Source organism: Candidatus Nanohalobium constans, from assembly GCF_009617975.1.
In the GTDB taxonomy this organism is placed as follows: Archaea; Nanohalarchaeota; Nanosalinia; order Nanosalinales; family Nanosalinaceae; genus Nanohalobium; species Nanohalobium constans.
The window spans coordinates 889,675-912,994 of sequence record NZ_CP040089.1 but is presented as its reverse complement, the minus strand read 5'-3'; the positions used below and the strand labels follow the sequence as shown (position 1 = coordinate 912,994).

The 23,320-nt window shown below is 43.9% G+C and carries 35 protein-coding genes and 1 tRNA gene; 34 read left to right on the top strand and 2 right to left on the bottom strand.

Going from position 1 to position 23,320, the window contains the following annotated elements:
• Window positions 1–423: 423 nt before the first annotated feature.
• Entirely contained in the window at window positions 424–1,842 is a 1,419-nt protein-coding gene (locus tag LC1Nh_RS05715) for an RtcB family protein (RefSeq protein ID WP_153550741.1), read from the top strand.
• Between the two features lie 12 nt (window positions 1,843–1,854).
• Here the strand turns inward: LC1Nh_RS05715 and LC1Nh_RS05710 are convergent, their stop codons facing one another.
• Window positions 1,855–2,559 (bottom strand): ABC transporter permease, encoded by a 705-nt coding sequence (locus LC1Nh_RS05710; RefSeq protein WP_153550740.1) that lies wholly within the window; start codon window positions 2,557–2,559, stop codon window positions 1,855–1,857.
• A complete protein-coding gene (locus LC1Nh_RS05705; RefSeq protein WP_153550739.1) occupies window positions 2,543–3,403 on the bottom strand; it encodes an ABC transporter ATP-binding protein in 861 nt (286 codons plus the stop codon). The genes LC1Nh_RS05710 and LC1Nh_RS05705 overlap by 17 nt, the downstream gene beginning before the upstream one ends.
• An 80-nt stretch (window positions 3,404–3,483) precedes the next feature.
• Between LC1Nh_RS05705 and LC1Nh_RS06200 the strand changes: the two genes are divergently transcribed.
• The 33 genes from LC1Nh_RS06200 to LC1Nh_RS05545 all read left to right on the top strand — a co-directional run bounded on the left by LC1Nh_RS06200 (window position 3,484) and on the right by LC1Nh_RS05545 (window position 23,316).
• Window positions 3,484–3,609 carry a hypothetical protein gene (locus LC1Nh_RS06200; RefSeq protein ID WP_256727639.1) on the top strand — a complete coding sequence of 42 codons (126 nt, stop codon included), beginning with the start codon at window positions 3,484–3,486 and terminating at the stop codon, window positions 3,607–3,609.
• A gap of 559 nt (window positions 3,610–4,168) precedes the next feature.
• On the top strand, window positions 4,169–5,140 hold the full coding sequence (locus LC1Nh_RS05700) for a 50S ribosomal protein L3 (protein ID WP_153550738.1): 972 nt from the start codon (window positions 4,169–4,171) through the stop codon (window positions 5,138–5,140).
• A gap of 11 nt (window positions 5,141–5,151) precedes the next feature.
• Window positions 5,152–5,910, top strand: coding sequence for a 50S ribosomal protein L4 (gene rplD / locus LC1Nh_RS05695; RefSeq protein WP_153550737.1), 759 nt, complete (start codon window positions 5,152–5,154; stop codon window positions 5,908–5,910).
• Between the two features lie 10 nt (window positions 5,911–5,920).
• Window positions 5,921–6,190, top strand: coding sequence for a 50S ribosomal protein L23 (locus tag LC1Nh_RS05690; protein ID WP_153550736.1), 270 nt, complete (start codon window positions 5,921–5,923; stop codon window positions 6,188–6,190).
• 64 nt (window positions 6,191–6,254) lie between these two features.
• Window positions 6,255–6,956 (top strand): 50S ribosomal protein L2, encoded by a 702-nt coding sequence (locus tag LC1Nh_RS05685; RefSeq protein WP_153550735.1) that lies wholly within the window; start codon window positions 6,255–6,257, stop codon window positions 6,954–6,956.
• Window positions 6,957–6,966: 10 nt separating this feature from the next.
• Window positions 6,967–7,344, top strand: a complete 378-nt coding sequence (locus LC1Nh_RS05680) for a 30S ribosomal protein S19 (RefSeq protein WP_153550734.1) — start codon at window positions 6,967–6,969, stop codon at window positions 7,342–7,344.
• Window positions 7,345–7,351: 7 nt separating this feature from the next.
• Entirely contained in the window at window positions 7,352–7,774 is a 423-nt protein-coding gene (rplV, locus tag LC1Nh_RS05675) for a 50S ribosomal protein L22 (protein WP_153550733.1), read from the top strand.
• A 52-nt stretch (window positions 7,775–7,826) separates the two neighbouring features.
• Window positions 7,827–8,984 (top strand): 30S ribosomal protein S3, encoded by a 1,158-nt coding sequence (locus LC1Nh_RS05670; RefSeq protein WP_153550732.1) that lies wholly within the window; start codon window positions 7,827–7,829, stop codon window positions 8,982–8,984.
• A 24-nt stretch (window positions 8,985–9,008) separates the two neighbouring features.
• Window positions 9,009–9,200: a 50S ribosomal protein L29 gene (gene rpmC / locus LC1Nh_RS05665; protein ID WP_217907033.1), complete on the top strand. Its 192-nt coding sequence runs from the start codon at window positions 9,009–9,011 to the stop codon at window positions 9,198–9,200.
• A 13-nt stretch (window positions 9,201–9,213) separates the two neighbouring features.
• On the top strand, window positions 9,214–9,519 hold the full coding sequence (locus LC1Nh_RS05660; RefSeq protein ID WP_153550730.1) for a translation initiation factor: 306 nt from the start codon (window positions 9,214–9,216) through the stop codon (window positions 9,517–9,519).
• Window positions 9,520–9,554: 35 nt separating this feature from the next.
• Window positions 9,555–10,676 carry a methyltransferase gene (locus LC1Nh_RS05655; RefSeq protein WP_153550729.1) on the top strand — a complete coding sequence of 374 codons (1,122 nt, stop codon included), beginning with the start codon at window positions 9,555–9,557 and terminating at the stop codon, window positions 10,674–10,676.
• A gap of 42 nt (window positions 10,677–10,718) precedes the next feature.
• Complete coding sequence (locus tag LC1Nh_RS05650; RefSeq protein ID WP_217907032.1) at window positions 10,719–11,246, top strand: GNAT family N-acetyltransferase; 528 nt, start codon at window positions 10,719–10,721, stop codon at window positions 11,244–11,246.
• Window positions 11,243–11,788, top strand: coding sequence for a GNAT family N-acetyltransferase (locus LC1Nh_RS05645; RefSeq protein WP_217907031.1), 546 nt, complete (start codon window positions 11,243–11,245; stop codon window positions 11,786–11,788). Before LC1Nh_RS05650 ends, LC1Nh_RS05645 begins: the two co-directional genes overlap by 4 nt.
• Complete coding sequence (locus tag LC1Nh_RS05640) at window positions 11,766–12,752, top strand: phosphotransferase family protein (RefSeq protein ID WP_217907030.1); 987 nt, start codon at window positions 11,766–11,768, stop codon at window positions 12,750–12,752. Before LC1Nh_RS05645 ends, LC1Nh_RS05640 begins: the two co-directional genes overlap by 23 nt.
• 13 nt (window positions 12,753–12,765) lie before the next feature.
• Window positions 12,766–13,044 carry a ribonuclease P protein component 1 gene (locus LC1Nh_RS05635; protein WP_153550725.1) on the top strand — a complete coding sequence of 93 codons (279 nt, stop codon included), beginning with the start codon at window positions 12,766–12,768 and terminating at the stop codon, window positions 13,042–13,044.
• A gap of 203 nt (window positions 13,045–13,247) precedes the next feature.
• Complete coding sequence (gene rpsQ, locus LC1Nh_RS05630; protein WP_153550724.1) at window positions 13,248–13,529, top strand: 30S ribosomal protein S17; 282 nt, start codon at window positions 13,248–13,250, stop codon at window positions 13,527–13,529.
• Window positions 13,530–13,532: 3 nt separating this feature from the next.
• Window positions 13,533–13,934: an uL14 family ribosomal protein gene (locus LC1Nh_RS05625; RefSeq protein WP_153550723.1), complete on the top strand. Its 402-nt coding sequence runs from the start codon at window positions 13,533–13,535 to the stop codon at window positions 13,932–13,934.
• A 12-nt stretch (window positions 13,935–13,946) separates the two neighbouring features.
• Window positions 13,947–14,729, top strand: a complete 783-nt coding sequence (gene rplX, locus LC1Nh_RS05620; protein WP_153550722.1) for a 50S ribosomal protein L24 — start codon at window positions 13,947–13,949, stop codon at window positions 14,727–14,729.
• A 6-nt stretch (window positions 14,730–14,735) separates the two neighbouring features.
• Window positions 14,736–15,398 carry a hypothetical protein gene (locus LC1Nh_RS05615; RefSeq protein ID WP_153550721.1) on the top strand — a complete coding sequence of 221 codons (663 nt, stop codon included), beginning with the start codon at window positions 14,736–14,738 and terminating at the stop codon, window positions 15,396–15,398.
• Entirely contained in the window at window positions 15,398–15,925 is a 528-nt protein-coding gene (locus LC1Nh_RS05610) for a 50S ribosomal protein L5 (RefSeq protein ID WP_153550720.1), read from the top strand. The genes LC1Nh_RS05615 and LC1Nh_RS05610 overlap by 1 nt, the downstream gene beginning before the upstream one ends.
• Window positions 15,926–16,150, top strand: coding sequence for a 30S ribosomal protein S14 (locus LC1Nh_RS05605; protein ID WP_153550719.1), 225 nt, complete (start codon window positions 15,926–15,928; stop codon window positions 16,148–16,150).
• A 14-nt stretch (window positions 16,151–16,164) separates the two neighbouring features.
• Window positions 16,165–16,554 (top strand): 30S ribosomal protein S8, encoded by a 390-nt coding sequence (locus tag LC1Nh_RS05600; protein ID WP_153550718.1) that lies wholly within the window; start codon window positions 16,165–16,167, stop codon window positions 16,552–16,554.
• A gap of 11 nt (window positions 16,555–16,565) precedes the next feature.
• Complete coding sequence (locus tag LC1Nh_RS05595; protein ID WP_153550717.1) at window positions 16,566–17,093, top strand: 50S ribosomal protein L6; 528 nt, start codon at window positions 16,566–16,568, stop codon at window positions 17,091–17,093.
• Complete coding sequence (locus LC1Nh_RS05590) at window positions 17,090–17,431, top strand: 50S ribosomal protein L32e (RefSeq protein WP_153550716.1); 342 nt, start codon at window positions 17,090–17,092, stop codon at window positions 17,429–17,431. The genes LC1Nh_RS05595 and LC1Nh_RS05590 overlap by 4 nt, the downstream gene beginning before the upstream one ends.
• Entirely contained in the window at window positions 17,432–17,872 is a 441-nt protein-coding gene (locus tag LC1Nh_RS05585) for a 50S ribosomal protein L19e (RefSeq protein ID WP_153550715.1), read from the top strand.
• 7 nt (window positions 17,873–17,879) lie between these two features.
• Window positions 17,880–18,389 carry a 50S ribosomal protein L18 gene (locus LC1Nh_RS05580; protein WP_153550714.1) on the top strand — a complete coding sequence of 170 codons (510 nt, stop codon included), beginning with the start codon at window positions 17,880–17,882 and terminating at the stop codon, window positions 18,387–18,389.
• Window positions 18,389–19,054 carry a 30S ribosomal protein S5 gene (gene rpsE, locus LC1Nh_RS05575; protein ID WP_153550713.1) on the top strand — a complete coding sequence of 222 codons (666 nt, stop codon included), beginning with the start codon at window positions 18,389–18,391 and terminating at the stop codon, window positions 19,052–19,054. Before LC1Nh_RS05580 ends, rpsE begins: the two co-directional genes overlap by 1 nt.
• The gene (locus LC1Nh_RS05570; protein WP_153550712.1) at window positions 19,051–19,383 is read left to right on the top strand and encodes an uL30 family ribosomal protein; all 333 of its coding nucleotides are present in this window, start codon (window positions 19,051–19,053) and stop codon (window positions 19,381–19,383) included. The genes rpsE and LC1Nh_RS05570 overlap by 4 nt, the downstream gene beginning before the upstream one ends.
• A 12-nt stretch (window positions 19,384–19,395) precedes the next feature.
• Window positions 19,396–19,818, top strand: a complete 423-nt coding sequence (locus LC1Nh_RS05565; RefSeq protein WP_153550711.1) for an uL15m family ribosomal protein — start codon at window positions 19,396–19,398, stop codon at window positions 19,816–19,818.
• Between the two features lie 59 nt (window positions 19,819–19,877).
• Entirely contained in the window at window positions 19,878–21,263 is a 1,386-nt protein-coding gene (gene secY, locus LC1Nh_RS05560) for a preprotein translocase subunit SecY (RefSeq protein ID WP_153550710.1), read from the top strand.
• Between the two features lie 127 nt (window positions 21,264–21,390).
• The gene (locus LC1Nh_RS05555) at window positions 21,391–22,119 is read left to right on the top strand and encodes an EMC3/TMCO1 family protein (RefSeq protein ID WP_153550709.1); all 729 of its coding nucleotides are present in this window, start codon (window positions 21,391–21,393) and stop codon (window positions 22,117–22,119) included.
• A 68-nt stretch (window positions 22,120–22,187) separates the two neighbouring features.
• The gene (locus LC1Nh_RS05550) at window positions 22,188–23,147 is read left to right on the top strand and encodes an RNA-guided pseudouridylation complex pseudouridine synthase subunit Cbf5 (protein WP_153550708.1); all 960 of its coding nucleotides are present in this window, start codon (window positions 22,188–22,190) and stop codon (window positions 23,145–23,147) included.
• A 79-nt stretch (window positions 23,148–23,226) separates the two neighbouring features.
• Window positions 23,227–23,316 (top strand) — tRNA-Ser (locus tag LC1Nh_RS05545).
• Window positions 23,317–23,320: the final 4 nt, after the last annotated feature.

Here is a 23,320-nt window from a genome sequence, read left to right as displayed (position 1 = left end):
TCGACACAAATCATCGCCATAACTGCCGCAGCACTGGTAGGCATGATATTCATACTTCCGGCAATTTTCCTTCTAAAAACATCTTAAGGAAATTTAACAAGAGCAAAGTTCTGCAACAACTCGTTTTTAAACTCAAACACATTCATAGGACATGAATCAAGGACTGCTCGTAATCGGCGCCATAATACTGGTCGCAGAATATTCGGATACACATACGCAGGAGAACAAAGAGGTCTTCTCCAGCAAGGTGAAGACGCCATAACAGGCGAAGGACAGAACTGGGGACTAATACAATCACTCAGCCTGGCCGGCATAGCACTCGGAGGCATAATGGTCATAGCAGGATTTGTCCCTGAAGAATGGTACGGCGACTCATTCTAACCCACAACTCCATTTTTAATCTTTCCAAAACCTTTCTTCTTCATGGAACTCGAACAACTCGAAGAAAACATCTACCAGATACCAAAAACCGGAGAAATGAACAAACCGGCCAGAATCTACGCCAACGACAAACTACTGAAAGAAATCAAAAACGACGACACACTCCAACAAGTCAAAAACATGGCAACACTGCCGGGTCTGGAAAAATTCTCCATCGTAATGCCGGACGGTCACCAAGGATACGGCTTCCCCATCGGCGGAGTCGCAGCAGTAAACAAAGAAAACGGAGTAATAAGCCCAGGAGGAATCGGCTACGACATCAACTGCGGCGTAAGAGTACTAAAAACAGATCTAACATATGAAGAAATAAAAGGGAAGGAACAGCAGCTCGCAAACATACTATACAACAAAGTTCCATGTGGGCTCGGAAAAGGAGGCTACATCGATGTCGATGAAGACGAGCTAGATGAAATACTAGATAAAGGAATGGAATGGATGCTGGAAAACGACCACGCCACAGAAGAAGACCTCAAGCACTGCGAAGAAAACGGTCGACTAAAATGCGATCCAAACAAAGTTCCTTCAGATGCCAAAAAGAGAGGAATCAAGCAGGTAGGGTCTCTGGGTTCCGGAAACCACTTCCTGGAAGTACAGAGAGTAGAAAATGTATTCAACGAAGAAAAAGCAGAAGCATACGGTCTGGAAGAAGAACAGATCCTCGTTATGATCCACTCAGGAAGCAGAGGACTAGGACATCAGACATGTACAGAATACCTCAGAGAGTTCGAGAAGAACTATCCGGAAATAGTAGAAAACTTGCCAGAAAAGGAGCTTATCTACGCACCTCTAGGCGATGACCTGGCACAGGACTACAAGAACGCGATGTTCGCAGCAGCAAACTTCGCATGGGCCAACCGCCAGGGAATAACACAGGCAGTCAGAGAAAGCCTAGACACATTGTTCGGCGATACTGAGGCCGAACTGGTCTACGATGTCTGCCACAACATCGCCAAGGAAGAAACACACGAAGTCGACGGCGAAGAAAAAGAACTATTGGTCCATAGAAAAGGAGCGACCAGAGCAATGCCTTCTGGAAGACCAGAAGTACCAGAAGCATACAGTGAAGCAGGACAACCAGTACTGCTTCCAGGAAGCATGGGAACATCCAGCTACATACTATCAGGAGGACAAAAATCATTGGAACTATCCTTCGGCAGCACAGCACACGGAGCAGGACGACTCAAATCCCGGACACAATCCAAGAAAGACTACCGAGCCGCAGATGTACAGAGAGAACTGAAGCGCGATCAGATCTTCGTCAAAGCAGCATCGGGAGAAACCATCGAAGAAGAAGCACCTGGCAGTTACAAAGACATAGACGAAGTCATCAAAGTTTCGGATGAGCTCGGTATCGGTGAGAAAGTCGTTCAGATGCGGCCGATAGTGAATGTGAAGGGCTAAGTCCCTTCTTTTCTAGAATTCCAGTTTCCTGTATCCTAGCGACATAGTCAAAACACTCAGTACGGATAACATGGTCATATCTTTCCATATTGATCCAAGGTTTGAGCCTTGAACCATTACTTCCCTCATTGATTCTACTCCATATGTAAGTGGGACGATGTTTTGAGCTAGTTGTACTATGTTAGGAAGTCCTTCTGTGGTGTAAAATACAGGTGCTAGGAACATTGTTCCTATCAGGAATAGTGTAATTATTTTCTGCATGTCTTCGTGTGTCTCGAAGTAAGCTGCGAAGATAAGTCCGATCCCTGCGTGAGATAGAACACATAAAACAAGTATTGGAGCTATTAGCCGGCTGAGAACGACATCTGATACAGCTACTCCTATTCCGATGATTAAAGCGGATAATATGAGGGGTAGTGAAGCCATAATTACTTTTTCTATTACATAATTCTCTTTGGAGAGCTTGGAGCTTCTGTACATCCGGTAAAGCCCTTTCTCCTTTTCACCTGTTATTGAATAGGCAACAGCACTTACAGCAGCATATGAAACTATGAAAGCTGAATAAGAAGCCACTATTTCAGCAGTAGTGCCTTGATTCAGCACGAAGCCAGTAATTGCCAGCACTGCCAGCATCATTAAAACTCCGAAAAGCAGATTCGTCCATTTACGCAAAGTATCCAGTAAGTAAACTTTCAGAAGCTCAATTACTTTTCTCATATCTGCGACCCGTCACCTCGAAGAAAACATCTTCTAAACCTGGTTTTTCCACCGAAAGATTATCTAAGTCCTCCATTTCTCCAGACTCAACGAGCTGCTTTATTACTTCATGAGGCTTATCCGTATGAATCTCAAAGAAATCATTCTGCTCTGAATTCTCGCTCTCAAAACCGGAGGGCACATCACCCTCTGCTTTGATAATAAATTCTGCGTCAATGTTGCGTATCAATTCTTCTGGAGAGCCAGAAACAATTTCTTCTCCATCTTCAATTATAACAACTCTATCACACAGTTTTTCAGCCTCTTCCATAGAATGAGTAGAAACTAGAACTCCTCTATCATTTTTAAACTTCTGAATCATGTCTCGGACATCTTTCCGGGCACGAGGATCAAGCCCTGCGTTAGGCTCATCCAAAAGGAGATACTCGGGATCCTTCAACATCCCAGCAGCAATATTCAACTTTTTCTTATTACCTCCAGAAAGATCCGGGACAAAAGTATCAAGGTAGTCCCTGAGATTCACGGAATCGACTACTTCATCTACTTCTGATGTATTTTCGTTTAGAACTGCCATCATGTGCAGAAACTCCCTAACCTTCAACTTGGAGCTATACTCAACTTCCTGAAACACGACTGAGACTGAGTCTCGAACAGAACTATCCTCAATTGTAACTAATCCGGAATCTGGCTGTAGAAGGCCTGAAAGCATCTGCATCGTAGTAGTCTTCCCTGCACCATTTGGTCCTAAAAGCCCCACTATCTCACCTTTCTCAATCTCTAGACTGAGATCAGAAACAGCCTGAGTCTCTCCAAAACATTTTGACAGGTTTTCAGTCTTGAGCATACTCAGTATAGCTGGATGAGGTATTATGATAGTTTTGGCTAATTGAAAGAATTTTTATCTGCTCAAAATAGCCATGTATTATGGATAAGGTTGAACGTCCGCTTGAAAAAATGAGAAAACTAAGATCGGAGATAAGTTTCTCTGCCAAAGAGGTTGAAAATATGATGAAGGAATCCAAGAAGGTCTGGAATGAGAAGGGTGTTTGACCTAATTTTGTCCAACAATCTTTTCAGATTTTAGCATAAATTTCCCGATTGGTTTTTCCAAGTTAAATTTTCTCTTTTGCAAAGCTTTGGCGTCTGCTAGAGGTACGACTGTGAGCTTATACGCTGTTCTTACAATCTTCAGTATTATTCTTATTTTCGTAGAAGTTATTATCTGAGTTATCTCTGAAGGTATCATAGAAGGAGCCTTAAGAACGTTCCAGTACATTTTACCTATCCATCTATATGGAGTTCTTCCTGCGCTACTCCGAACAGGTTTAATATGACTTTTTACCTTCCTATGTACCGTTGACATTTATTTGACTTATACTGCTCTAATTTTTAGAATCTAATCTAGATGCCTCAACCCATTTATAAAATTTGTCTTACTTTTCGTATTTACTCGACAGAGTTTTTCTCGGTCGGGACAAGCCTACTCTTGTGGAGGAGGCCTCTGGTGATTGAATTCAGCGACTAGACAAAGGTATGTCGTTGAATTTGACAATACAAATTGTCTATGCCTCTCATTCAGGGAGGCCTATAGCGAGGTTTAACATCAACAATGCCAAAGAAAAGTAGATCACGAAGCGGTTCATTAGCATACAAGCCTAAGACACGGGCTGAAAGAATCTACCCAGATGTAAGTACATGGGAAGATACAGACGAACTAAAACCATTAGGATACGCAGGATACAAGGTCGGAATGACCAGAGTCCTCAGAATAGATGATACAGAAGGAGCAACAGAAGGACAGGAAGTTGCAACACCTGTAACAATACTCGAAGCTCCACCACTCAGAGTATACGGAGCAAGATTCTATGTCGAAGACCTTAACTCAGGTAAACAGGTCTTCACAGAAGCATGGACAGAATCTCCTTCCAAAGAACTCCAGAGAGCAACAGACATTCCAAAAGAAGGAAACATGGAAAACCTGGAGAAGGCAAAAGAAAACTCAGCAGAAATAACAGATGTCAAACTATTAGTACATACACAACCTTCTCGTGCAGGAATCAGCAAGAAGAAACCTGCCAACTTCGAACTTGGCCTAGGAGGCTCAGTCGAAGATCAGCTTGAATACGCAGAAGAGATGATCGGAAAGGAAATCGAATTTTCCGATGTATTCGAAGAAGGAGAATACTCAGATGTAATCGGAGTAACCAAAGGAAAAGGAATGGAAGGACCAGTCCAGAGATACGGAATCAAGAGACTAGACCACAAGACACAGAAGAAAAGAAGAAAGGCAGGAAACGTCGGACCATGGCACCCAGACCAACTCAGCTGGAGAATCCCACTTCCAGGACAACAAGGATACAATAATCGTACAGAACACAATAAGAGAATCCTCAGCCACGGAGAAGACAGCGAAGAAGTACAGAGAGACGGAGGGTTCAAGAACTACGGAGAAGTCCAAAGCAACTACATCCTGGTCAAAGGATCAGTACCAGGACCAGCAGAAAGACTAGTCCGACTAAGAACAGCACTAAGAACAGACGAAAACCCAGGAAACCCAGAAATAACACACATCGAAAAATAAGGTGAAGAAAGATGACAGATTTACCAAATCAATTTAACGAGAGAGTAAGGCCAGATATCATCAAGAGAGCCAATCTCTCAATCAAGAGCAAGAAACGACAGCAGTACGGAGCAGATCCAGAAGCAGGACTCCGACATGTCGTATACTGGAAAAAACAGCAAAACGCATACAGAGGACAGAAAGGAAAAGGAATGTCAAGAACCCCTCGAAAGATCAGAGTAAGAAGAGGAAGCCAGATCTATGGAGACGGAGCAGAAGCGCCAAATACTGTAGGTGGACGAACAGCACACCCTCCAAAAAGCCAGAAAGACTTCACAGAAGAAATCAACGACAAAGAAAGAAGAAAAGCAATTCGATCAGCAATCGCAGCAACAGCTGACGAAGAACTAGTCTCAGAGAAACACGACTATGAAGGCGACCTTCCTCTTGTCGAGGAAGATCTTTCAGGAATCCAGAAGACACAGGAACTGAAAGAGACACTAGAAGACTTAGGTCTTGAAGATGAGCTTGACAGAGTCTCCGAGAAAAAGGTTAGAGGAGGAATGGGGGCTAACCGTGGAAGAAAATATGTCAGAAAGGTTGGACCTCTTGTAGTAACTGCTGAAGATGAAGGAATCTCAGATGCAGCAAGCAACCTAGCAGGAGTAGAACACTCCAAAGTCGATCAGCTGAACGCTGAGAAACTTGCTCCAGGAGCAACACCAGGAAGACTTACAGTCTGGAGCACAAAAGCAGTAGAAAAACTTGAAGAAGATGGAATGTACCAATAGGTGAACAAAAATGGAAGTAGATAGAGCATGGGAAGTTATTGAAAATCCGCACATGACAGAACAGGCAATGGACATGATCGACCAGGAGAACAAGCTAGTACTGATGGTCGACCTAGAAGCAGACAAAAACCAAGTCCAAGATGCAATAGAAACATTGTTCGATGTGACGGTAGAAAAAGTCAATACAAACATAACATCTTCAGCAAAGAAAAAAGCATTCGTCCGATTAAGTCCAAGCGACGATGCAATGGACCTAGCCACAGAGCTAGGAATGATGTAGGTGAATTAACGATGAAAATCGTAGATTTTCGGAGTAGCCGAAAACACAGAGGTGTTTTCAACTAATGGGAAGCCCACTAAAACAACAGAGAAGAGGAAAAGGAAGTCCAAAGTTCCAAGCAGGCCGTAACGGCAAAGGAACAGCGGAACACAAAAACGCAGAAATCACAGGAACAGTCGTAGACCTGGTCCACGACCCAGCAAGGACAGCACCTGTCGCCAAAGTAGAGTTCGAAGACGGTGAAGTAAGAAATGTCCTAGCACCAGAAGGCCTACAGACAGGAGACGAAATAGAAGTAGGAGTATCAGCTCCTGTTGAACCAGGAAATGTACTTCCACTAGGAGAAATCCCAGAAGGAGTACCAATTAACAACATTGAACTTCAGCCAAACGACGGAGGCAAACTAGTCAAGAGCTCAGGAACATACGCATTTGTAGTAACACATGAAGCAGACAGTGTCAGAGTTCAGCTTCCTAGTGGCGAGTTCAAGAAAATGAATACTCAATGCAGAGCAACTATTGGAAAGGTTGCAGCCGGCGGAAGAAAAGACAAGCCATTTGTCAAGGCCGGAAACGCATCCAAGGCTGCAAAGGCTCGTGGAAAACAGTACCCAACAGTTTCCGCAGTAGCCATGAACGCAGTCGACCACCCATTCGGTGGATCAGCAAAACCAGGACAACCAAAAACAGTTTCCAAACACGCTTCACCAGGAAGCAAAGTTGGAAACATCGGAGCCAAACGCTCCGGAAAACAGAACAACGACTAGGTGAACCAGCATGACAGATGACTTTACTTACAGAGGAAAAACACTCGAAGAACTACAAGACATGAGTCACGACGAACTAGCAGAACTCATGGACGCCCGAGCACGGCGTAAACTAGAAAGAGGTCTTCGAGAAAACGAAGAAAAACTACTGGAAAAACTAGAAGACAAGGACAGAGTCCAGACACATCTCAGAGGAATGATTGTCCTCCCAGAAATGGTAGGAAAAACAATCGAGATCTACAACGGACAAGGATTCGAAGAAGTAGATATCGAAGAAGATATGATCGGCCATTACTTCGGAGAGTTCGCAAAAACCAGAAAACAGGTATCTCACAGCGCACCAGGACTTGGTGCAACGAGATCCTCAAAGCATGTACCGCTCAAGTGATGCCTAAATGAACTCAATTGAGATAGAGTCACATCAGGCACGAGCACTTGGCAAGAACATGCCGATCTCCTGGAAAGACAGCACAGAAATTGGTCGCTTTATTAAAGGAGACACAGTGGAAAAAGCAGAAAACAAACTGGAAAAAGTAATTGAGAAAGAACTACATGTCCCATACACAAAGTTCGACAGTGATGCAGGACACAAATCAGGAGCAGGAGACAGTGGAGGATTCCCTGTCAAAGCAGCAGAACACATGCTAGAACTAGTACAGGAAGCAGCTGCAAACGCAGAACATCAAGGGCTCAACACAGGAGCACTCCATGTCGACAATGTCATTACCAACAAAGGAAATGAATACGCGACACCAGGACGATTCAGAGGCCGCAAAACCAAAGCAGCACATGTCAATGTCATCGTAGGTGAAAAATAATGCGAAAATCAGAGGTTGTCTCAGTGATTCACACACAAGGTGAGAACCAATAATGCAAGAAAAAGAATTCATTCAGAAAGGAGCACGGAAAGTAAGACTGCACGAGTTCCTAGAAGACGAACTAGAAGGAGCAGGTTACAGTCACGCAGAAATCGAAAGAACGCCGACAAGCACAAAGATAGTGGTCCATGCACAGAAACCAGGTCTCGTCATCGGAAGAGGCGGAAGCAGAATCCGCGAACTAACTTCTGACATGGAAGAAGCTTTCAATTTCGAAAACCCTCAGATCGAAGTCAACGAAATTGAAGACGCAGATGCCAACGCAGAAGTAGTAGCAAAAAGCATCGCAGACTGGCTTGAAAAAGGCGGACACGCCAAGAGAGTAGGATACACCTACCTCAGAAGAATGAAGGAAGCAGGAGCAATCGGAGCAGAAATAGAGATTACAGGGAAGCTCTCCGGGAACCGTGGAAGAACAGAGAAATTCTCCTTCGGATATGTCAAGAGATGCGGAAATACATCAAAAGACAATGTCCAGAAAGGATACGAACTAGCACGGACCAAACCAGGAGCAATTGGCGTCAAAGTAAGAATCATGAAAGAGATGCCAGACTTCCTGCACAGAGATGTAGATGTAAGCGAAGAAGTCCTACACATGTCTGTAGAAGAGACACAGAGAGAAAAAGCTGACAGAATCCAGGAAATCATCGTCGAAGCAGAAGACATGACATCAGCTTCACTTGAAGAAGCAATAGAAACCAAAGAAGAACAGATTAAAACTGACGATATCTCTAAAGACGAAGTCAGAGACGCATTTGAATCCGTCGAAGACATGGAAGAACTAGAGAAAGAAGTCGAAGAAAGAGTGGAAGAAGTCAAAGAAGAAGTCGAAGCAGTCAAGGAAGAGACCGGTGAAGAGATGGCAGAAGACGCAGAAGCAGTAGAAGAGGAAGTAGAAGACCTTGAGGAAGAAGCCGAAGAGATCGCTGAAGAGGCAGAAGATGAAGTCGAAGAAGCTGCTGAAGAAGTAGAGGAAGAACTTGAAGAAATAGGAGAAGAAATCGAGGAAATCGTCTCAGGCACAATCAGCGACGCTAAAGAAGCAATCAACGATATGAGTGAACCAGACTTCGACGCACTGCTTCACGCAGAAGAAGACAACAAAGATCGTAAAACCTTCAAAGACTGGATTGAAACCCAGAAGGATTAAAAGAACTGAAAGGTGTATCTAACCGTGAAAGCAGAAGAACTTAGAGACAAAAACGACTCCGAACTAAAGGAACAAATCGGCGACCTACAGAAAGAACTTGTACAGGAACGTGGTCAGATCGAAGTCGGTGGCTTTGCCGACAACCCTGGTCAAATCAAGGAAATGAAGAAAACCATTGCAAGAATCAAAACAGTTCTCAACGAACGAAACAACTAGAAAAGATCATCCAATGTCAGATACCTGCACAAAATGCGGAATGCCACAGGATCTTTGCGTCTGCGACAGCATCGCGCGTGAAGACCAGCAAATCACAGTCAAACTCGACTCAAGAAGCTACAACAAGGAGATGACAGTTGTCACAGGTCTCGACGACGAAAGCGACATCAAAGACCTGGAATCAACACTCAAGACCAAGCTAGCCTGCGGAGGAACACACAAAGACGGACAGATAGAACTCCAGGGCGACCACAGAAGAAGAATCGTCGACATCCTAGAAGACGAAGGCTTCTCAAGAACAAACATCGAAGTCAAATAACGACTTCAACCCACATTTCCTCTACTTTTACTTCTATGAAATCTCAGTACGAACTAGAGCTCAAATCTCGGGAAAACGGTAACATCTACAGATTTCAATCAGCTGATGGTCTCAACTCCAAAAACAGTTTCAGAGACGAAGAATTGCTTCTGGTGGATGAAGTCCAAGTAGAGAAAACTGACAGAATACTTGTAATTCAGTCCGGCTATGGTTTTCTTGGAGCAGTTTTAGGGGATAAAGCAGAGTTTACCGTTATGCAGGATACGAGTAGCAGAGCCTGTGAATTCTCCAAAAAGAATGCCAAAGGGAATCAAGTGGAAGGCTTTAATGTAGAGAACAAGGCTGTCGAAGATATTCAGGAAGAATTTGACAAGATAATTTATGCGCCAGCAGACTACGAACCGGTTGATTTGGTTAAGAACAGACTAACTTACGCCTCCGAAAAACTAACTGAGAACGGAAAAATTTTCCTAGCAGGCAGGAAGAAATCCGGAATCAAGAGATACCGGAAACACCTCCAAGATGCCGGCGATGTTCAGAAAATTGGTAGTAGAGGAGCAATTAGAGCTTACCGGTTTAAACCCCAATCAAATTTTTCTCTATCTGAACTGGACTTGGAGAAGGAATTTCGGTCTGAAGTAGACGGATTTGAAGCTGATTTCACTTCTTCTGAAGGCTTGTTTTCTCATGGCAAACTTGATGAAGGAACAAGAATTCTGCTGGAAAACTTAGAGCTCTCCAATCCAGATAAGGTCTTGGATCTAGCCTGTGGATACGGCGCGATCTCAGTATTTACAGCAAAGATGTCGGATGCGGATTTATTCCTGACAGATGACAGTGTCCGTGCAACAGAATACGCAAAGAGAAATCTGGAGAGAAACGATATCCAATGTTTTGAGGTTAAGACAGGTGATTGTTTAGATGCATTTTCAGGCCGAAAATTCGATCTAATTATCTCTAATCCGCCTACTCATCAGGGCAAAGGAATCACAGAGAAGATTTTCAGCCAAGCTCATGATTCTTTGGAAAAAGGAGGGAGTTTTTGGCTAGTCTACAATCAAAATATGAACTACCAGGCCCAATTGGGCCAGGAATTTGACAGGGTTGAACAAATAGCCCTGCAAGATAATTTCAAAGTAGTCAAAGCAGTCAAGTAATCTTCAGAATCTTTTTTACACACCAAACTCGAAAGAATGTGTATGCCAGGAACAGTTTTCTTGAAAGGAGAAAAAATAAATCTTAGAACAATTGAGGAAGAGGACGCTGAGTTCTTGAGGGATGGCGTCAATCATCCAGATGTCAGGGTCTGGATGAGCAATACTCGTCCACAAAACCTGGATGATGAGAAAGAATTTATTGAGGAGGTAGTCTCCAAGGACGACTCCATTAACTTGATGATCTGTCAAGACGGATATCCGAAAGGCATAATCTCGTTGATTGATCAAGAGGATGAAGGCAAGATTGGTGAGCTGGGCATCTGGCTTCATCCTGAGTTCCACGGCAATGGTTTTGGCTCTGAAGCCGCGGAATTATTGACAGACCATGCGTTCAACCAGCTCAATTATCATAAGGTCTATGCCCGAGCTCAGAAACAGAACCAGCCCTCAATAGGTATCTGGGAGAAACTAGGATTCCAGAAGGAAGGCGAATTCAGAGAACATACATATGCACAAGGCAGTTATCAAGATGTCGTCTATCTGGGTATTCTTCAAGGTGAATGGCAATGAAGTCTAAGTTTTTGGAAAAGGATGATGTGGTTCTGAGGCCGATAGAGAACGATGATGCAGAGTTTCTCAGAGAGTTGATTAACCATAGGGATGTTAGAAGTACTATTGGAAAGCCGCCTAGACCTGTAAACTTGAAACAGGAGGAAGATTTTATCGAAGCAGCTTCGGAAGACGAAGATACTGTAAAATTCCTGATAGAATATCAAGGAGAAAAAGCAGGAGAGATTTCACTGGGAGGGCTGGAAAAACCGTACAGGAAAAGCGAGTTCGGCATAAGCATACATCCGGACTTCCATGGTCAGGGAATAGGAAGTACAGCAACACAATTAGTTGTTAAATACGCCTTTGAAACACTTAATCGACACAAACTTCGTGGAGGATATATCGAAGGAAACGAAGCCTCCCGGAGAATACAAGAGAAGGCTGGTTTGCAGGAAGAAGGTCGTGAACGCCACTACAAATATGTGGATGGAAAATGGAAAGATGTCATCTGGATGAGTATATTGGAGGAGGAATATTTTGAATCAAGATCTGAAAGATGAAATCGAATCTGAACTAGGGACTGGCTTAGATTGGGAAGAAGTTGGAGAGGGGTTAAACACTATTTACAAACTCTCTTCTGAGGCTCAGACTTACATTCTCAAAATTCACACTAATCATGAGGGCATGGAAAGTGAGAGGTTTCGTGCCGAAACAGAAGTCCTAAAGAATCTACACGAAAAAACTGAGATAAATACTCCTGAAGTAGTTTTGGAAACTTTCTCCGAAGGCTCAGACCACGAAGATTTCTTTGTCATGGAAGAATTGGAAGGAGAGTCTGCAGACCAATATAAGCAACAATTTTCGCAAAGTGAATTAGAGGGCATAATATTCCAGTATGGAGAAATCTTGGCTAGATTCCATGAAAACACAGGTTTCGACGAGTACGGTGTTCTAGTTGATAGGGGAGAAGGCCTTGAAATGCTGGATGGAGCGGATAAATGGACTTGGTCGGTAGAAGGATTGATAGATGCTACAGAAAGCATAATAGAAGATAAATGGGATGAAAAACCGGAGCTGTACACTGAAGAAGCCAAGAAGAATCTGGATGAATTACCTGAAAATCCGAAATCGGTTCTACTTCATCAGGACAACAGGCTAGACAATTTGCTCATAAAGGACGATAAAATAAATGCATTGATCGACTGGAGCCATGTCAGAGCAGGCCACAATGAATACGACTTAGTGAAAACCGAATACGACCTCATTGAAGGCGACCTGGATTTTCTGCCGGAAGAACAGAAAGAAAAACTAAAGAAGAAACTGTACGAAGGATACAGGCAAGAAAAACAGCTTGAAACAGATAAAGAGTTCCAGGAAAGAAGAAACCTCTACCTTTACGCTATTACTCTGTGGAATATGGCAGGATTTCCGAACTATTCCTCAGACTGGGAAGAGGACAGATACAAAGAGAAAGAGGAAGAACTGAAATCAAAACTCAAGAAGAACTTCCAAAAACTTTCCTGACCCATAAACTTCTATGCCGCGCACACCTGAAAATCTTCCCAGACACGAACTGATTGGCCTCCGAGTGGAGATAGAAGAACATCCTGATTCCAACAAGGTAGGTATTTCTGGTGAGGTCTTGGATGAGACCCGTGACATGCTGAGGATTGAGGATAAATGGGTGGAGAAGGAAGGCACGACTTTTGTCTTTGAACTTGGTGAGGAAAAGATCAGGATTAAGGGAGATATTATCAAGAAACGGCCTGAGGACAGGGTTAAGATGAGTATTCCTGATAAGTGGGAACAGGTCTAACACCCTTTTTAAGGTTTGTCTTCTTTTCTTTTGTTACAGTCATTCGGTTGGCTGTATGTTTGAATTCCTGCTGAAAGTCGCCTTTCGGGGCGAGACTGCAGATAGGGATTCGACTTTACTGGCAAAATCGCTTGTACCAGTGCTTGAGTCGGATTTCTAAATCTGTATGCTGCAGGGAAACTATTTGAGGTGAAAAAACAATAATGAGTCAAGAATACGAAGTACGAGGAGGAGTCTTTACAGGCAGAGTCATCTCCAACAAGATGCAGAAATCTGCCACTGTAAGATGGGAGCACACCCAAGAAATCCCAAAATACGAGAGAAAAGAAAGAAGAAACACAAAGATAACAGTCCATGTGCCTGAAGATATGGAACTGGAAGAAGGAGACACGGTCAAAGTTGGCGAGACACGACCGATCTCTAAGACTAAAAGCCATGTAGTAATGGAGAAAATCGAAGATGAAGAGCAAGAAGGAGAGGAATAAATTATGAAGCCACTAGGATCTAACATTACAAGAACTCTTGACCTCGGAGCAGAGCTTACATGTGCAGATAACTCTGGAGCAAAAGAACTGAAGATTATCGGCGTTAAAAGCCGGAAAGGAAGAAGAAGCCGCCGAGAAAGTGCAGGAGTCGGCGACATCGTCAAAGTAAAAATACTAAGAGGAGACCAGGAAGTCAAACACCAGGTTTTCGACGCAGTAGTCGTAAGACAGGCAAAAGAATTCCAAAGACCAAACGGTCTCAGTGTAAAATTCGAAGACAACGCAGCAGTCCTCATCGAAGAGGAAACAATGTTGCCAAAAGGAAATGTGACGAAAGGACCGATCGCAAAAGAAGTAGTTCAAAGATTCTCTCCGATCGGAAAAATTGCATCAAAGGTTGTATAGAGGTAATAAGAAATGGTAGATCAAACACAGAACTGGAGCAAAAGTTGGAAATCAAGCACAGATCCGCAGAAACAGAGAAAGTACAGGACAAACGCTCCACAACATGTCAAAGACAACCTAGTATCAGCAAACCTCTCACACGAACTAAGAGACCAACTGGATACGCGAAGTCTCCAACTTAACCTTGGAGATCGTGTAGAAGTCGCAAGAGGCGACTTTAGTGGTTCAAGTGGAATCATCTCAAACATCGACAGAGAGAATCAGAAAGTATACATCAACGGTCTAGAAGTAGAAAGACAGGACGGAAGCACAAGCCAAGTACCTTTCAAGCCTTCCAACCTACAGATCCAGGCACTCAACCTGGAAAACATCGAAAGAATTGAGAAATACGATGTTGAAGACAGTGAAGAGATTCAGGTAGACGAAGAAGAAGTAGAAGAAGTCCTAAGCCAGGAAGAAGAAAACGAAATGATGCAGCAGATGCAAGGCGGCGGACAACAGCCAGACATGAGTGACATGGATATTGACGAAGAAGACATGGAAGAAATCAAAGAGAAAGCCAAGGAAGCACAGCAAGAAGACAAGTCTTCTCAAGAAGGCTCCTCAGAAAGCGAGCCTTCAGAAGAAAGTTCCGAGACAGGTCACGATGAGCTAGTAGACGGCACTATGGATGAAGTCAAAGACAGTATCTCAGAAATGGAAAACCCGGACTTCGACGCACTTATTGAAGCAGAGAAGGCTGGAAAAGACCGTAAAACCATGATCGAATACCTAGAGAATCAGAAGGAGGAGTAAAGAGTTATGACACATCAGAAAAGACTTTCAGCACCTAAACACTACCCTATCTCCAGAAAGGAGAACACATACATCTCAACAGTCAAAGGAAGCAGAAGCAAGGAAGATGCAATCCCTGCAAATGTATTCCTCAGAGATGTCACAGGGTACGCAGAAACAGACAAAGAAGCAAAGAAAATAGTAAAACAAGGAGACATCCTCAGAAACGGAGAAGAACTTCGAGATGTCAAACAAGGACTTGGAGTACTAGACACAGTAGAACTACCGAAAGCAGAGGAAAGCTTCAGAGTACTTAGAGACGGAAGAAACCTAGACTTCATCAACACAGAAGACACAAGAAAAGCAGCAAAAATCGTAGGCAAGAAAGCAGAAGGAAGCGACAATGTCTACCAACTTCACAACGGAGAAAACCACACAAGCACAGACAACTTCCAGACAGGAAGCACACTGATCTTCCAAGAAGATGGAAAAGTAGAGGAAGTCAAACTGGAAGAAGGCGCAGAAGTAATCGTATTCTCCGGACAGCACGCAGGAGAAACAGCAGAACTCGAAGAAATCAACCAAAGAGGAATGAACCCAGACACAGGAACAGTCAGTGAAAACGGAAGAGAGTTCGAAACCAAACTAGAAAACCTAGTCGCAACAGGCGACCTAGAGGTGACAGAATAATGACAGAACAAGAAACAGAGCAAAACCCAATGAAAGAAATCGAAATCTCCAAAGTAATAGTAAACATTGGGGAAGGACAGGTCGGCGACGGAGTAGAAAAAGCACACGACCTAATCGAAAAACTAACAGGAAAAACACCTGTCAGAACAGAGAGCAACGACTCAGCAAAGACATTCGGACTAAGAAGCGGTCTAAACATCGGAGCAATGACAACAATTAGAGGAGAAGACGCAGAAGAACTCCTCAACAAAGTAGCGCCAGCAGTAGACCAGATTAAGGACTCAGCATTCGACGGAAACGGAAACTTCTCATTCGGAGTTTCAGAATACATCGATGTACCAGGACTTGACTACGACGCAGACATCGGCATGAAAGGATTCCAAGTAATAGTAGTACTCGAAAGACCAGGATACCGAGTAAAGAAAAGGGACTACAAACCATCCGAAATCGGCGACGACCACAAAGTAAGCGACGAAGAAGCCAAGGAATTCATCGAAGAAAACCTGGAAATTGAGGTGAGCCAATAAATGAGCTACGAGAAAGTACTGAACCAGATCAAACACAAAGAAGGCAAGAGAAAGAAATTCGAGAAGAACAACTCGCCTAAAGAAAGAGACTACGGAAAAGCCAAGAAAGAATGCAGAAGATGCGGCAGAACAGGAAGAGGAGTAATCAGCAAATACGAACTGAACTACTGCCGACAATGCTTCAGAGAAATCGCCGACAAAATCGGATTCAAACAGTTGAAATGAGGATTGATTAAGAGATGAAGCATGACACACTGAGCGACGCACTAAGCGCAATCAACAACGCAGCAAGAAACGGAAAAGACTATGCTACAGTATCACCGACCAGCAACCTGCTGAAAAATGTACTGATCCAGTTACAGCAGAAAGGATACATCGGCGTATTTGAACTCGTAGAAGACGGACAAGGCGGCAAATTCAAGATAGAAGTAACAGACGAAGTAAATGAATGTCAGCCAGTTAAGCCAAACTTCTCCGTCCAGAACGACGAGTTCGACAAATGGGCTAAACGATACCTGCCGGCACAAGGATTCGGCGATTTAATCGTCACCACAAGCCACGGTATCATGACACATGAAGAAGCCCAAGACGAAAACCTTGGAGGAAAACTACTCGGCTATGTCTACTAGGTGAACCAAAAATGGAATCAGTTACAGTTGAAATACCGGAAGACTTCACACCAAGCTACGACGATGGAGTATTCACTCTGTCAAACGGCAGTGAAGTCAGCAAGAAAATGGAGCATGCACTAGTAGATGTAGAAATCGACGGACAAGAAGTTGAATTCAGCACTCCAAGCACTAAAAAGGATATCAAAAGTATCCTCAGCACATTCAAAAGCCATGTAGAAAACATGATCGAAGGACTTCAAGACGAGCATGTCTACAAGATGAAAGGCGTATACGCGCACTTCCCAATGACAATCAAGCAGGAAGGAGAACAGGTAGCGATTGAGAACTTCATGGGGGAGAGAAACCCGCGTACAGTAGACATCATGGAAGGAGTAACAGTAGAAGTAGACGGCGAAGACCTAACACTTCGAGGAGCAGACAAAGACGCAGTAAGCCAGACAGCAGCACGGATCGAACAGATCTGCCACAAAGGAGACAGAGACCCAAGAACATTCCAAGACGGCGTCTACATCACAAGCAAAGGTGAAGAACAATGAGCAGCGACAAATTCAAAAGACAAGATAAACACAAGGCCGGCAAACTTTCAGGAAAATCCTGGAGAAACCCGGTAGGCGGACACTCAAGAGTAAGACTAGAAGAAAAAGGAGCAGTCGCCAAACCGAAAGTCGGATACCGGACAGATAAAGAAATCAGAGGAAAACATCCTTCCGGATACGACGAAGTAATGGTACATAACACAGACGACCTAGAACAGATCAATCCTGAAGAAGAAGCAGCAAGAATCGGTGGAACAGTCGGTGGACGGAAAAAAGCAGATATACTAGAAAAAGCAGACAACGAGGATATCAAAGTCCTCAACAGAGGTGACCAATAGATGGATCTGAAGACTCAGAAAAGAATGGCAAGCGACATCATGGATGTAGGAAAAGACCGTGTCTGGATTGACCCTGACGAACAGGAAAAAGTTGACGAAGCAATCACAAGAAACGATATCAGAAACTTGATTGAAGGCGGAGCAATCCAGAAGAAAGATGAGAAAGGAACCTCAAAGGGTCGAGCCAAGCACATCAAGAAGCAGAAAAAGAAAGGACGAAGAAAAGGCCAGGGAAGCAGAAAAGGAAAGAAAGGCGCTCGGAAAAGCGACAAGAAGAAATGGATGGAAAAGATCAGAGCCATTCGTGAAAGACTCAAAGAGATGAAAGAAGAAGGAGAAGTAACTTCCGAACAGTATCGTGAACTATACGATATGAGTAAGGGAGGATTCTTCAGAGACACAAAACACCTAGAAAACCATGTAGCAAACAAACTCGAGTGATCAAAAAATGGCAGAAGACATAAACGAACGAGTACCACACAAGAGAAGAAGAAAACAGCAGACAGACTATCAGCAGAGAAGAAAGCTGTTGAAGTCAGGAAAACCAAGAGCAGTAGTAAGAACCAGTAACCAGCACACAAGAGTACACCTTGCACACTTCGAAACAGAAGGAGACAAGAACACTGCTCAAACAATCAGCAAGCAGCTAGGAGAATACGGCTGGGAACACCACACAGGAAACCTTCCGGCAGCATATCTTACAGGATTCCTCGCAGGAATGAAAGCAGATGCAGACGAAGCAGTACTAGACCTAGGACTAAGAGAAAAGAAAGACGGCGGAAGAGTATTCGCAGCAGTCCAAGGAATGAACGACGCAGGAATGGAAGTACCAGTCGGCGAAGAAGCACTACCAGAAGAAGGAAGAATGAAAGGAGAACACATCAAAGAAATGAAAGACATCGATGTTCCTTCCAGCGTAGAAGAAGTCAAAGAAAACATCAGAGGTGATTTTAACTAATGGCAGAACAAGAAACAGAAGAAATCTGGACTCCAAAAACAGAGCTTGGAGAAATGGTCGCAAACGGACAAGTAACAGATATCAGAGAAGCACTCCACAGCGGTAAGAAAATCATGGAGCCAGAAATCGTCGACCAACTCGCAGACCTCCAAGAAGAAGTAGTACTTATCGGAGGAACACCAGGAAAAGGAGGAGGCAAAAGAAGAACAGTCTCCAAGCGTACAGCACGGATGCACAAATCCGGCGCACGATACAACAGTAAAGCCATGACAATCCTCGGAAATAAGAACGGAGTAATCGGCATCGGAATGGGCGAGTCAGACGATACAAGAGCAGCAATCGACGACGCCAATAGAAAAGCCAAACTCAACTTGATAGAGGTTCCAAGAGGAAACGGAAGCTGGGAAGACCAAGGAAATAACGACACATCAATCCCACTAGCCGTAGAAGGCAAGTCAGGAAGTGTCACAGTTGAAGTCAAGCCAGCACCAAGAGGAACAGGACTAGCAGCAAGCGACGAAGTCAAGAAGATTCTGAAGCTAGCCGGTATCAAGAACGCATGGGTAAAGAGCAGAGGAACAACAAGAACCCGTGAAAACCTGATTCAGGCAACATTCAACGCACTCAAGAAAATCAAGAAATACCAGAGAAGTGATCAAGAATGAGCAAGCTAGTAGCAGTAAAAGTAAGAGGCAGCATCGACGCCAACCAGAAAGTGAAGAAAACCCTACAAACTTTAGGTCTAGAGAAAAAGAATCAGGCACGAGTAATGGAAGACACGGACTCCAACAAAGGCAACATGCAGCAAGCCAAAGACTACATCGCTTACGGAGAAGTCAGCGATGACTTCGCAGAAGAAATAGGCGAAGTAGGAGAGACAGTAAGTCTTTCACCTCCAAGCGGAGGATTCAAAAGCACGAAAAGACAGTACCATCAGGGAGGTAGTCTTGGAAATAGAGACGACATGGAATCCCTGTTGAAGAAAATGAATTAAGGTGTGCAACAAATGACTAAAAGAAGATCAAAGAAGAACAAGTCAGGAAGCAACGGATACGGAAGCTCCAAGAAAAATCGTGGAGCAGGAAGCCGTGGTGGAAGAGGTAACGCAGGAAGCGGTAAGAAAGGACAAAGCCAGAGAATGACAGAAGACGGCGTCCAAGAACTAGGAGAGAAAGGATTCAACTCCCGACAACCTGATCAGGACGGCATCAACCTGCGAGACATCGACCAAAGAATCGAGGAATTCGTAGAACAAGGAGCAGCAGAAGAAACAGAAAACGGTTACGTATTCCACGCAGAAGAAGCAGGATACGACAAAGTACTTGGCGGAGGACAACTCAGAACAAGCATAGAAATCCACAGCGAAGAGTTCTCCCAATCAGCAGAAGACAAAATTGCGGAAAGCGACGGCGAAGCAGTAGAAGAATAAAAAACCGTCCTTCCCCAATTGTCATTTACCAACTTTTTGATCCGAGGTAATCAAATAATATGTCAGCAATTGTTCAGGCAGCACAATACTTACCAAGCATAAGAGAACCCGAGAAAGAACAGTCACTGAAAGAGATGCTTACCTGGACAGGTGTAGTACTTCTATTATACTATACGCTAGGCTCAATTGACCTGTTCGGAGCAAACTCCGCAGCAGTAGAGCAAGCACTACAACAACTACAGACATTTCAGACGCTTCTAGGAGCACAGATAGGATCAATAATTACACTAGGAATCGGACCTATAGTCACATCCTCCATAGTCCTGCAGATGGTTGTAGGATCGGAGATAGTCAGCTGGAATACCAATACACAAGAAGGAAAAGAAAAATTCCAGGCAGCACAAAAAGTCCTAGCCTACGGACTCTCCATAATAGAAGCAGTCGGCTACGTAGCAGCAGGAACATTCGGAAATATAAGCGACCCAGCAGTATTCGCACTGCTATCCGGACAAATCGCACTTGGAGGAATCCTCATCATCCTAATGGACGACCTAATCCAGAAATGGGGATTCGGATCAGGAACTGGACTGTTCATCGCAGCAGGAGTATCCAAAGCAATATACATAGCATCAATCTCTGCACTCGACGGAACAGGAAACTTCGTCGGATTATCCAGCTCAGCAGCAGGAGCATTCCCTAAATTCGTAGCAAGCGGAGGAGACTTCACAGCACTAGTACCAATACTAGCAACCCTGGCCGTCTTCGGCGTAGTAGTATACCTACAAGCCATGAGAGTCGAAATACCATTGACATTTGGCGACGTCAGAGGATTCGGACAAAAATGGCCGTTAAAATTCCTTTACACATCAGTCATGCCAGTAATCCTAGTATCCGCATTAGTCACAAACTTCCAAATCATAGGAACCACACTGGCAGGACAAAACGGATGCAGCATCCTAGGCTGCGTCAGCGGAGGACAAGCATCCTCAGGGTTCATTGCATGGCTACAAGCACCGACAGGATTCATAGACTCGGCACTACAAGGTACAGTAACAATGATAGGAACTGGAAGCATAACCCACGTCCTATTCTACCTGCTGGTCTACATCCTAGGAAGCATAGTATTCTCAATCTTCTGGATGAAAACCAGTGGACAAGACGCAGACAGCGTAGCAGACCAGATACAAGCCACAGGCATGAAAGTACCAGGATTCAGAAAAGACAAGAGAGTCATCAAAAAAGTCCTCAACCGATACATCCCAGGACTAACAGTCCTATCCGGAGCAACAATCGGAGCACTAGCATCACTATCCAACATGCTTAACGCAGCAGGAGGAGGAACAGGAATCCTACTAACAGTCATGATAATCTACAAGATGTACGAAGAACTAGCACAGAAACACATGGAAGAACTCCACCCAGCAATGAAAAACTTCATCGAATAAGAAACTCCTCTCTATTCCATTCCTTAACTCCTTCTTATCTCTTCACCCTTTCTAAAACAGTAGTTTTTCCCTTCCTTCAAAACCTCCGCCGTTAGCTTAAAAGAGTTCCAGCAACCCTACTAAATGTATGATCGCAGGTTTACTAACCGCACTTTACAGTTTTTACAACGTAGTCTTCCAGCCAGTCCTCAGCCTAGGACCTTACATAGCACTAGGATTCTTCTCAGCATGCCTAGCAATACTTTTCTCAGGAATAAGATACTGGCTGCTCGATCATGAAAAAGCAGAGAAAATACAGGACAAAATCAGCGAAAAACAGGAAAAAATGAAGGAGGCACGAGAAAACGACAACCACGAGAAAGCCTCCAAACACACAAAAGACGTCTTCAAACACAACCAAGAGTTCATGCTACTGAACATGAAACCGATGATCGGGACAATGCTCTTCGTAGCACTGATCTTCCCATGGCTAGGAGCCACCTTCGCACCAACAGCACAGATAACACAGACAACTGGTCAAATGTACGAAGGCAACTTCACATACGCCCAGACACAGACACCAATAACAGTAGACAACACAACAGAAACCCCTGTCCTCCAAGTAGACAACCAGAGCATCGAACCAGGAGAAGCCGCAAAAATCAACGGATTCAAATGGACCTACAAAGGAATCAAAGAAAAGACTCCAGGATTCTTCAGCAACACAGAAGGCACAGTCGCCAACTTCAACGGCAAATTCATACAACTACCATTCACACTACCATGGATAGGAGGAGCACTCAACTGGCTAGGATTCTACATAATAATCACAATGCCAATGACACTAATCCTCAACAAAACACTAGGAATCCAATAACCCCTATACCCTTTCCCCCCGCATTCTCAATTGAACTCAGATAAAACTTCACCACACTAACTTCTATTATGGAATGGTACACAAGGGAAGAAGCAGAGACAGACCCAGAATTCGGAAAAATACCTGAAAAAAGAACAGTAGAAGAACTTCTCCAACAAGGCTTCGTAGTAATCGACAAGCCGTTCGGACCTACAAGCAACCAGGTCAGCCACTGGATAAAAGAGGAGTTAGACAGGGAAAAGACAGGACACTTCGGAACACTCGACCCCAACGCCACAGGAGTACTCCCGGTAGGACTGGACTCCGGCACACGCATACAGGACGCCCTCACAAAAGCCCGGAAAGAATACATATTCGAAGCAAAACTAGCAGAAGAAAAAGACGAAGAAAAAATACAGGAAGCCATCCAAGAATTCGAAGGAACCAACAAACAAGTACCGCCAGAAATGTCCGCAGTCAAACAAGAAGAAAGAAAACGAGAAGTATACGAAATAGAACTACTCGAAAAAGAAGAAAAAAAGTTTCTCGGAAGAGTCAAATGTGAATCAGGATTCTATGTCAGAGTACTAATCCAACAGTTAGGAGAAAAACTTGGTACAGAAGCCAGTATGGAAGAACTCCGCAGAACACAACAAGGCAACCTAACCACAGAAGACACACATACACTTCAAGACCTGGTCGATGCCTACAGATTCTACAAAGATGACGGCGACAAAGAACAACTTGAAGAAATACTCCAGCCAATTGAGAGAGCAGTCCAACACATGAAGAAAGCAGTAATCAAAGACAGCGCAGTCAACGCAGTAGCCAACGGCTCAAACCTAGGAAGCACAGGAATCTCCAAACTACAAGACGGAATCCAAAAAGGAGAAACAATAGCAATAATGACTCTGAAAGGAGAACTAGTCGCCCTCGCAAAAGCAAAAATGACTTCGGAAGAAATGTTTGATGAAGAAGACACAGCTGCAGAACTACAAAAAGTATTCATGGATCCATCCAACTATCCAAGAAGATGGAAACAGGAATAAATCCTGCCGTGTTAAGAAGCCAGATCTTCCTGAAAGTGCATAAAAAAATACTCTCAAAAATTGTTTATACAGTCTTTTTGCCGAGGTGACAGAGCTTGGCTAATTGTGCCAGCCTGGAAAGCTGGTGACCCCTAAACGGGTCTCCTGGGTTCAAATCCCAGCCTCGGCGAACC

Excerpts from the sequence above, each read along its gene's own strand:
- LC1Nh_RS05670 (WP_153550732.1), top strand. The coding sequence starts at position 7,827 with ATGCAAGAAAAAGAATTCATTCAGAAAGGAGCACGGAAAGTAAGACTG.
- rpsE (WP_153550713.1), top strand. The coding sequence starts at position 18,389 with ATGGCAGAACAAGAAACAGAAGAAATCTGGACTCCAAAAACAGAGCTT.
- LC1Nh_RS05690 (WP_153550736.1), top strand. The coding sequence starts at position 5,921 with ATGGAAGTAGATAGAGCATGGGAAGTTATTGAAAATCCGCACATGACA.
- LC1Nh_RS05595 (WP_153550717.1), top strand. The coding sequence starts at position 16,566 with ATGGAATCAGTTACAGTTGAAATACCGGAAGACTTCACACCAAGCTAC.
- LC1Nh_RS05710 (WP_153550740.1), bottom strand. The coding sequence starts at position 2,559 with ATGAGAAAAGTAATTGAGCTTCTGAAAGTTTACTTACTGGATACTTTG.
- LC1Nh_RS05615 (WP_153550721.1), top strand. The coding sequence starts at position 14,736 with ATGACACATCAGAAAAGACTTTCAGCACCTAAACACTACCCTATCTCC.
- LC1Nh_RS05585 (WP_153550715.1), top strand. The coding sequence starts at position 17,432 with ATGGATCTGAAGACTCAGAAAAGAATGGCAAGCGACATCATGGATGTA.
- LC1Nh_RS06200 (WP_256727639.1), top strand. The coding sequence starts at position 3,484 with ATGGATAAGGTTGAACGTCCGCTTGAAAAAATGAGAAAACTAAGATCG.
- LC1Nh_RS05650 (WP_217907032.1), top strand. The coding sequence starts at position 10,719 with ATGCCAGGAACAGTTTTCTTGAAAGGAGAAAAAATAAATCTTAGAACA.
- LC1Nh_RS05705 (WP_153550739.1), bottom strand. The coding sequence starts at position 3,403 with ATGCTCAAGACTGAAAACCTGTCAAAATGTTTTGGAGAGACTCAGGCT.
- LC1Nh_RS05605 (WP_153550719.1), top strand. The coding sequence starts at position 15,926 with ATGAGCTACGAGAAAGTACTGAACCAGATCAAACACAAAGAAGGCAAG.
- LC1Nh_RS05700 (WP_153550738.1), top strand. The coding sequence starts at position 4,169 with ATGCCAAAGAAAAGTAGATCACGAAGCGGTTCATTAGCATACAAGCCT.
- LC1Nh_RS05645 (WP_217907031.1), top strand. The coding sequence starts at position 11,243 with ATGAAGTCTAAGTTTTTGGAAAAGGATGATGTGGTTCTGAGGCCGATA.
- LC1Nh_RS05600 (WP_153550718.1), top strand. The coding sequence starts at position 16,165 with ATGAAGCATGACACACTGAGCGACGCACTAAGCGCAATCAACAACGCA.
- LC1Nh_RS05680 (WP_153550734.1), top strand. The coding sequence starts at position 6,967 with ATGACAGATGACTTTACTTACAGAGGAAAAACACTCGAAGAACTACAA.
- secY (WP_153550710.1), top strand. The coding sequence starts at position 19,878 with ATGTCAGCAATTGTTCAGGCAGCACAATACTTACCAAGCATAAGAGAA.
- rplX (WP_153550722.1), top strand. The coding sequence starts at position 13,947 with ATGGTAGATCAAACACAGAACTGGAGCAAAAGTTGGAAATCAAGCACA.
- LC1Nh_RS05565 (WP_153550711.1), top strand. The coding sequence starts at position 19,396 with ATGACTAAAAGAAGATCAAAGAAGAACAAGTCAGGAAGCAACGGATAC.
- LC1Nh_RS05655 (WP_153550729.1), top strand. The coding sequence starts at position 9,555 with ATGAAATCTCAGTACGAACTAGAGCTCAAATCTCGGGAAAACGGTAAC.
- LC1Nh_RS05555 (WP_153550709.1), top strand. The coding sequence starts at position 21,391 with ATGATCGCAGGTTTACTAACCGCACTTTACAGTTTTTACAACGTAGTC.
- LC1Nh_RS05625 (WP_153550723.1), top strand. The coding sequence starts at position 13,533 with ATGAAGCCACTAGGATCTAACATTACAAGAACTCTTGACCTCGGAGCA.
- LC1Nh_RS05590 (WP_153550716.1), top strand. The coding sequence starts at position 17,090 with ATGAGCAGCGACAAATTCAAAAGACAAGATAAACACAAGGCCGGCAAA.
- LC1Nh_RS05570 (WP_153550712.1), top strand. The coding sequence starts at position 19,051 with ATGAGCAAGCTAGTAGCAGTAAAAGTAAGAGGCAGCATCGACGCCAAC.
- LC1Nh_RS05580 (WP_153550714.1), top strand. The coding sequence starts at position 17,880 with ATGGCAGAAGACATAAACGAACGAGTACCACACAAGAGAAGAAGAAAA.
- rpsQ (WP_153550724.1), top strand. The coding sequence starts at position 13,248 with ATGAGTCAAGAATACGAAGTACGAGGAGGAGTCTTTACAGGCAGAGTC.
- rplD (WP_153550737.1), top strand. The coding sequence starts at position 5,152 with ATGACAGATTTACCAAATCAATTTAACGAGAGAGTAAGGCCAGATATC.
- LC1Nh_RS05635 (WP_153550725.1), top strand. The coding sequence starts at position 12,766 with ATGCCGCGCACACCTGAAAATCTTCCCAGACACGAACTGATTGGCCTC.
- LC1Nh_RS05550 (WP_153550708.1), top strand. The coding sequence starts at position 22,188 with ATGGAATGGTACACAAGGGAAGAAGCAGAGACAGACCCAGAATTCGGA.
- LC1Nh_RS05685 (WP_153550735.1), top strand. The coding sequence starts at position 6,255 with ATGGGAAGCCCACTAAAACAACAGAGAAGAGGAAAAGGAAGTCCAAAG.
- rplV (WP_153550733.1), top strand. The coding sequence starts at position 7,352 with ATGAACTCAATTGAGATAGAGTCACATCAGGCACGAGCACTTGGCAAG.
- LC1Nh_RS05660 (WP_153550730.1), top strand. The coding sequence starts at position 9,214 with ATGTCAGATACCTGCACAAAATGCGGAATGCCACAGGATCTTTGCGTC.
- LC1Nh_RS05715 (WP_153550741.1), top strand. The coding sequence starts at position 424 with ATGGAACTCGAACAACTCGAAGAAAACATCTACCAGATACCAAAAACC.
- LC1Nh_RS05610 (WP_153550720.1), top strand. The coding sequence starts at position 15,398 with ATGACAGAACAAGAAACAGAGCAAAACCCAATGAAAGAAATCGAAATC.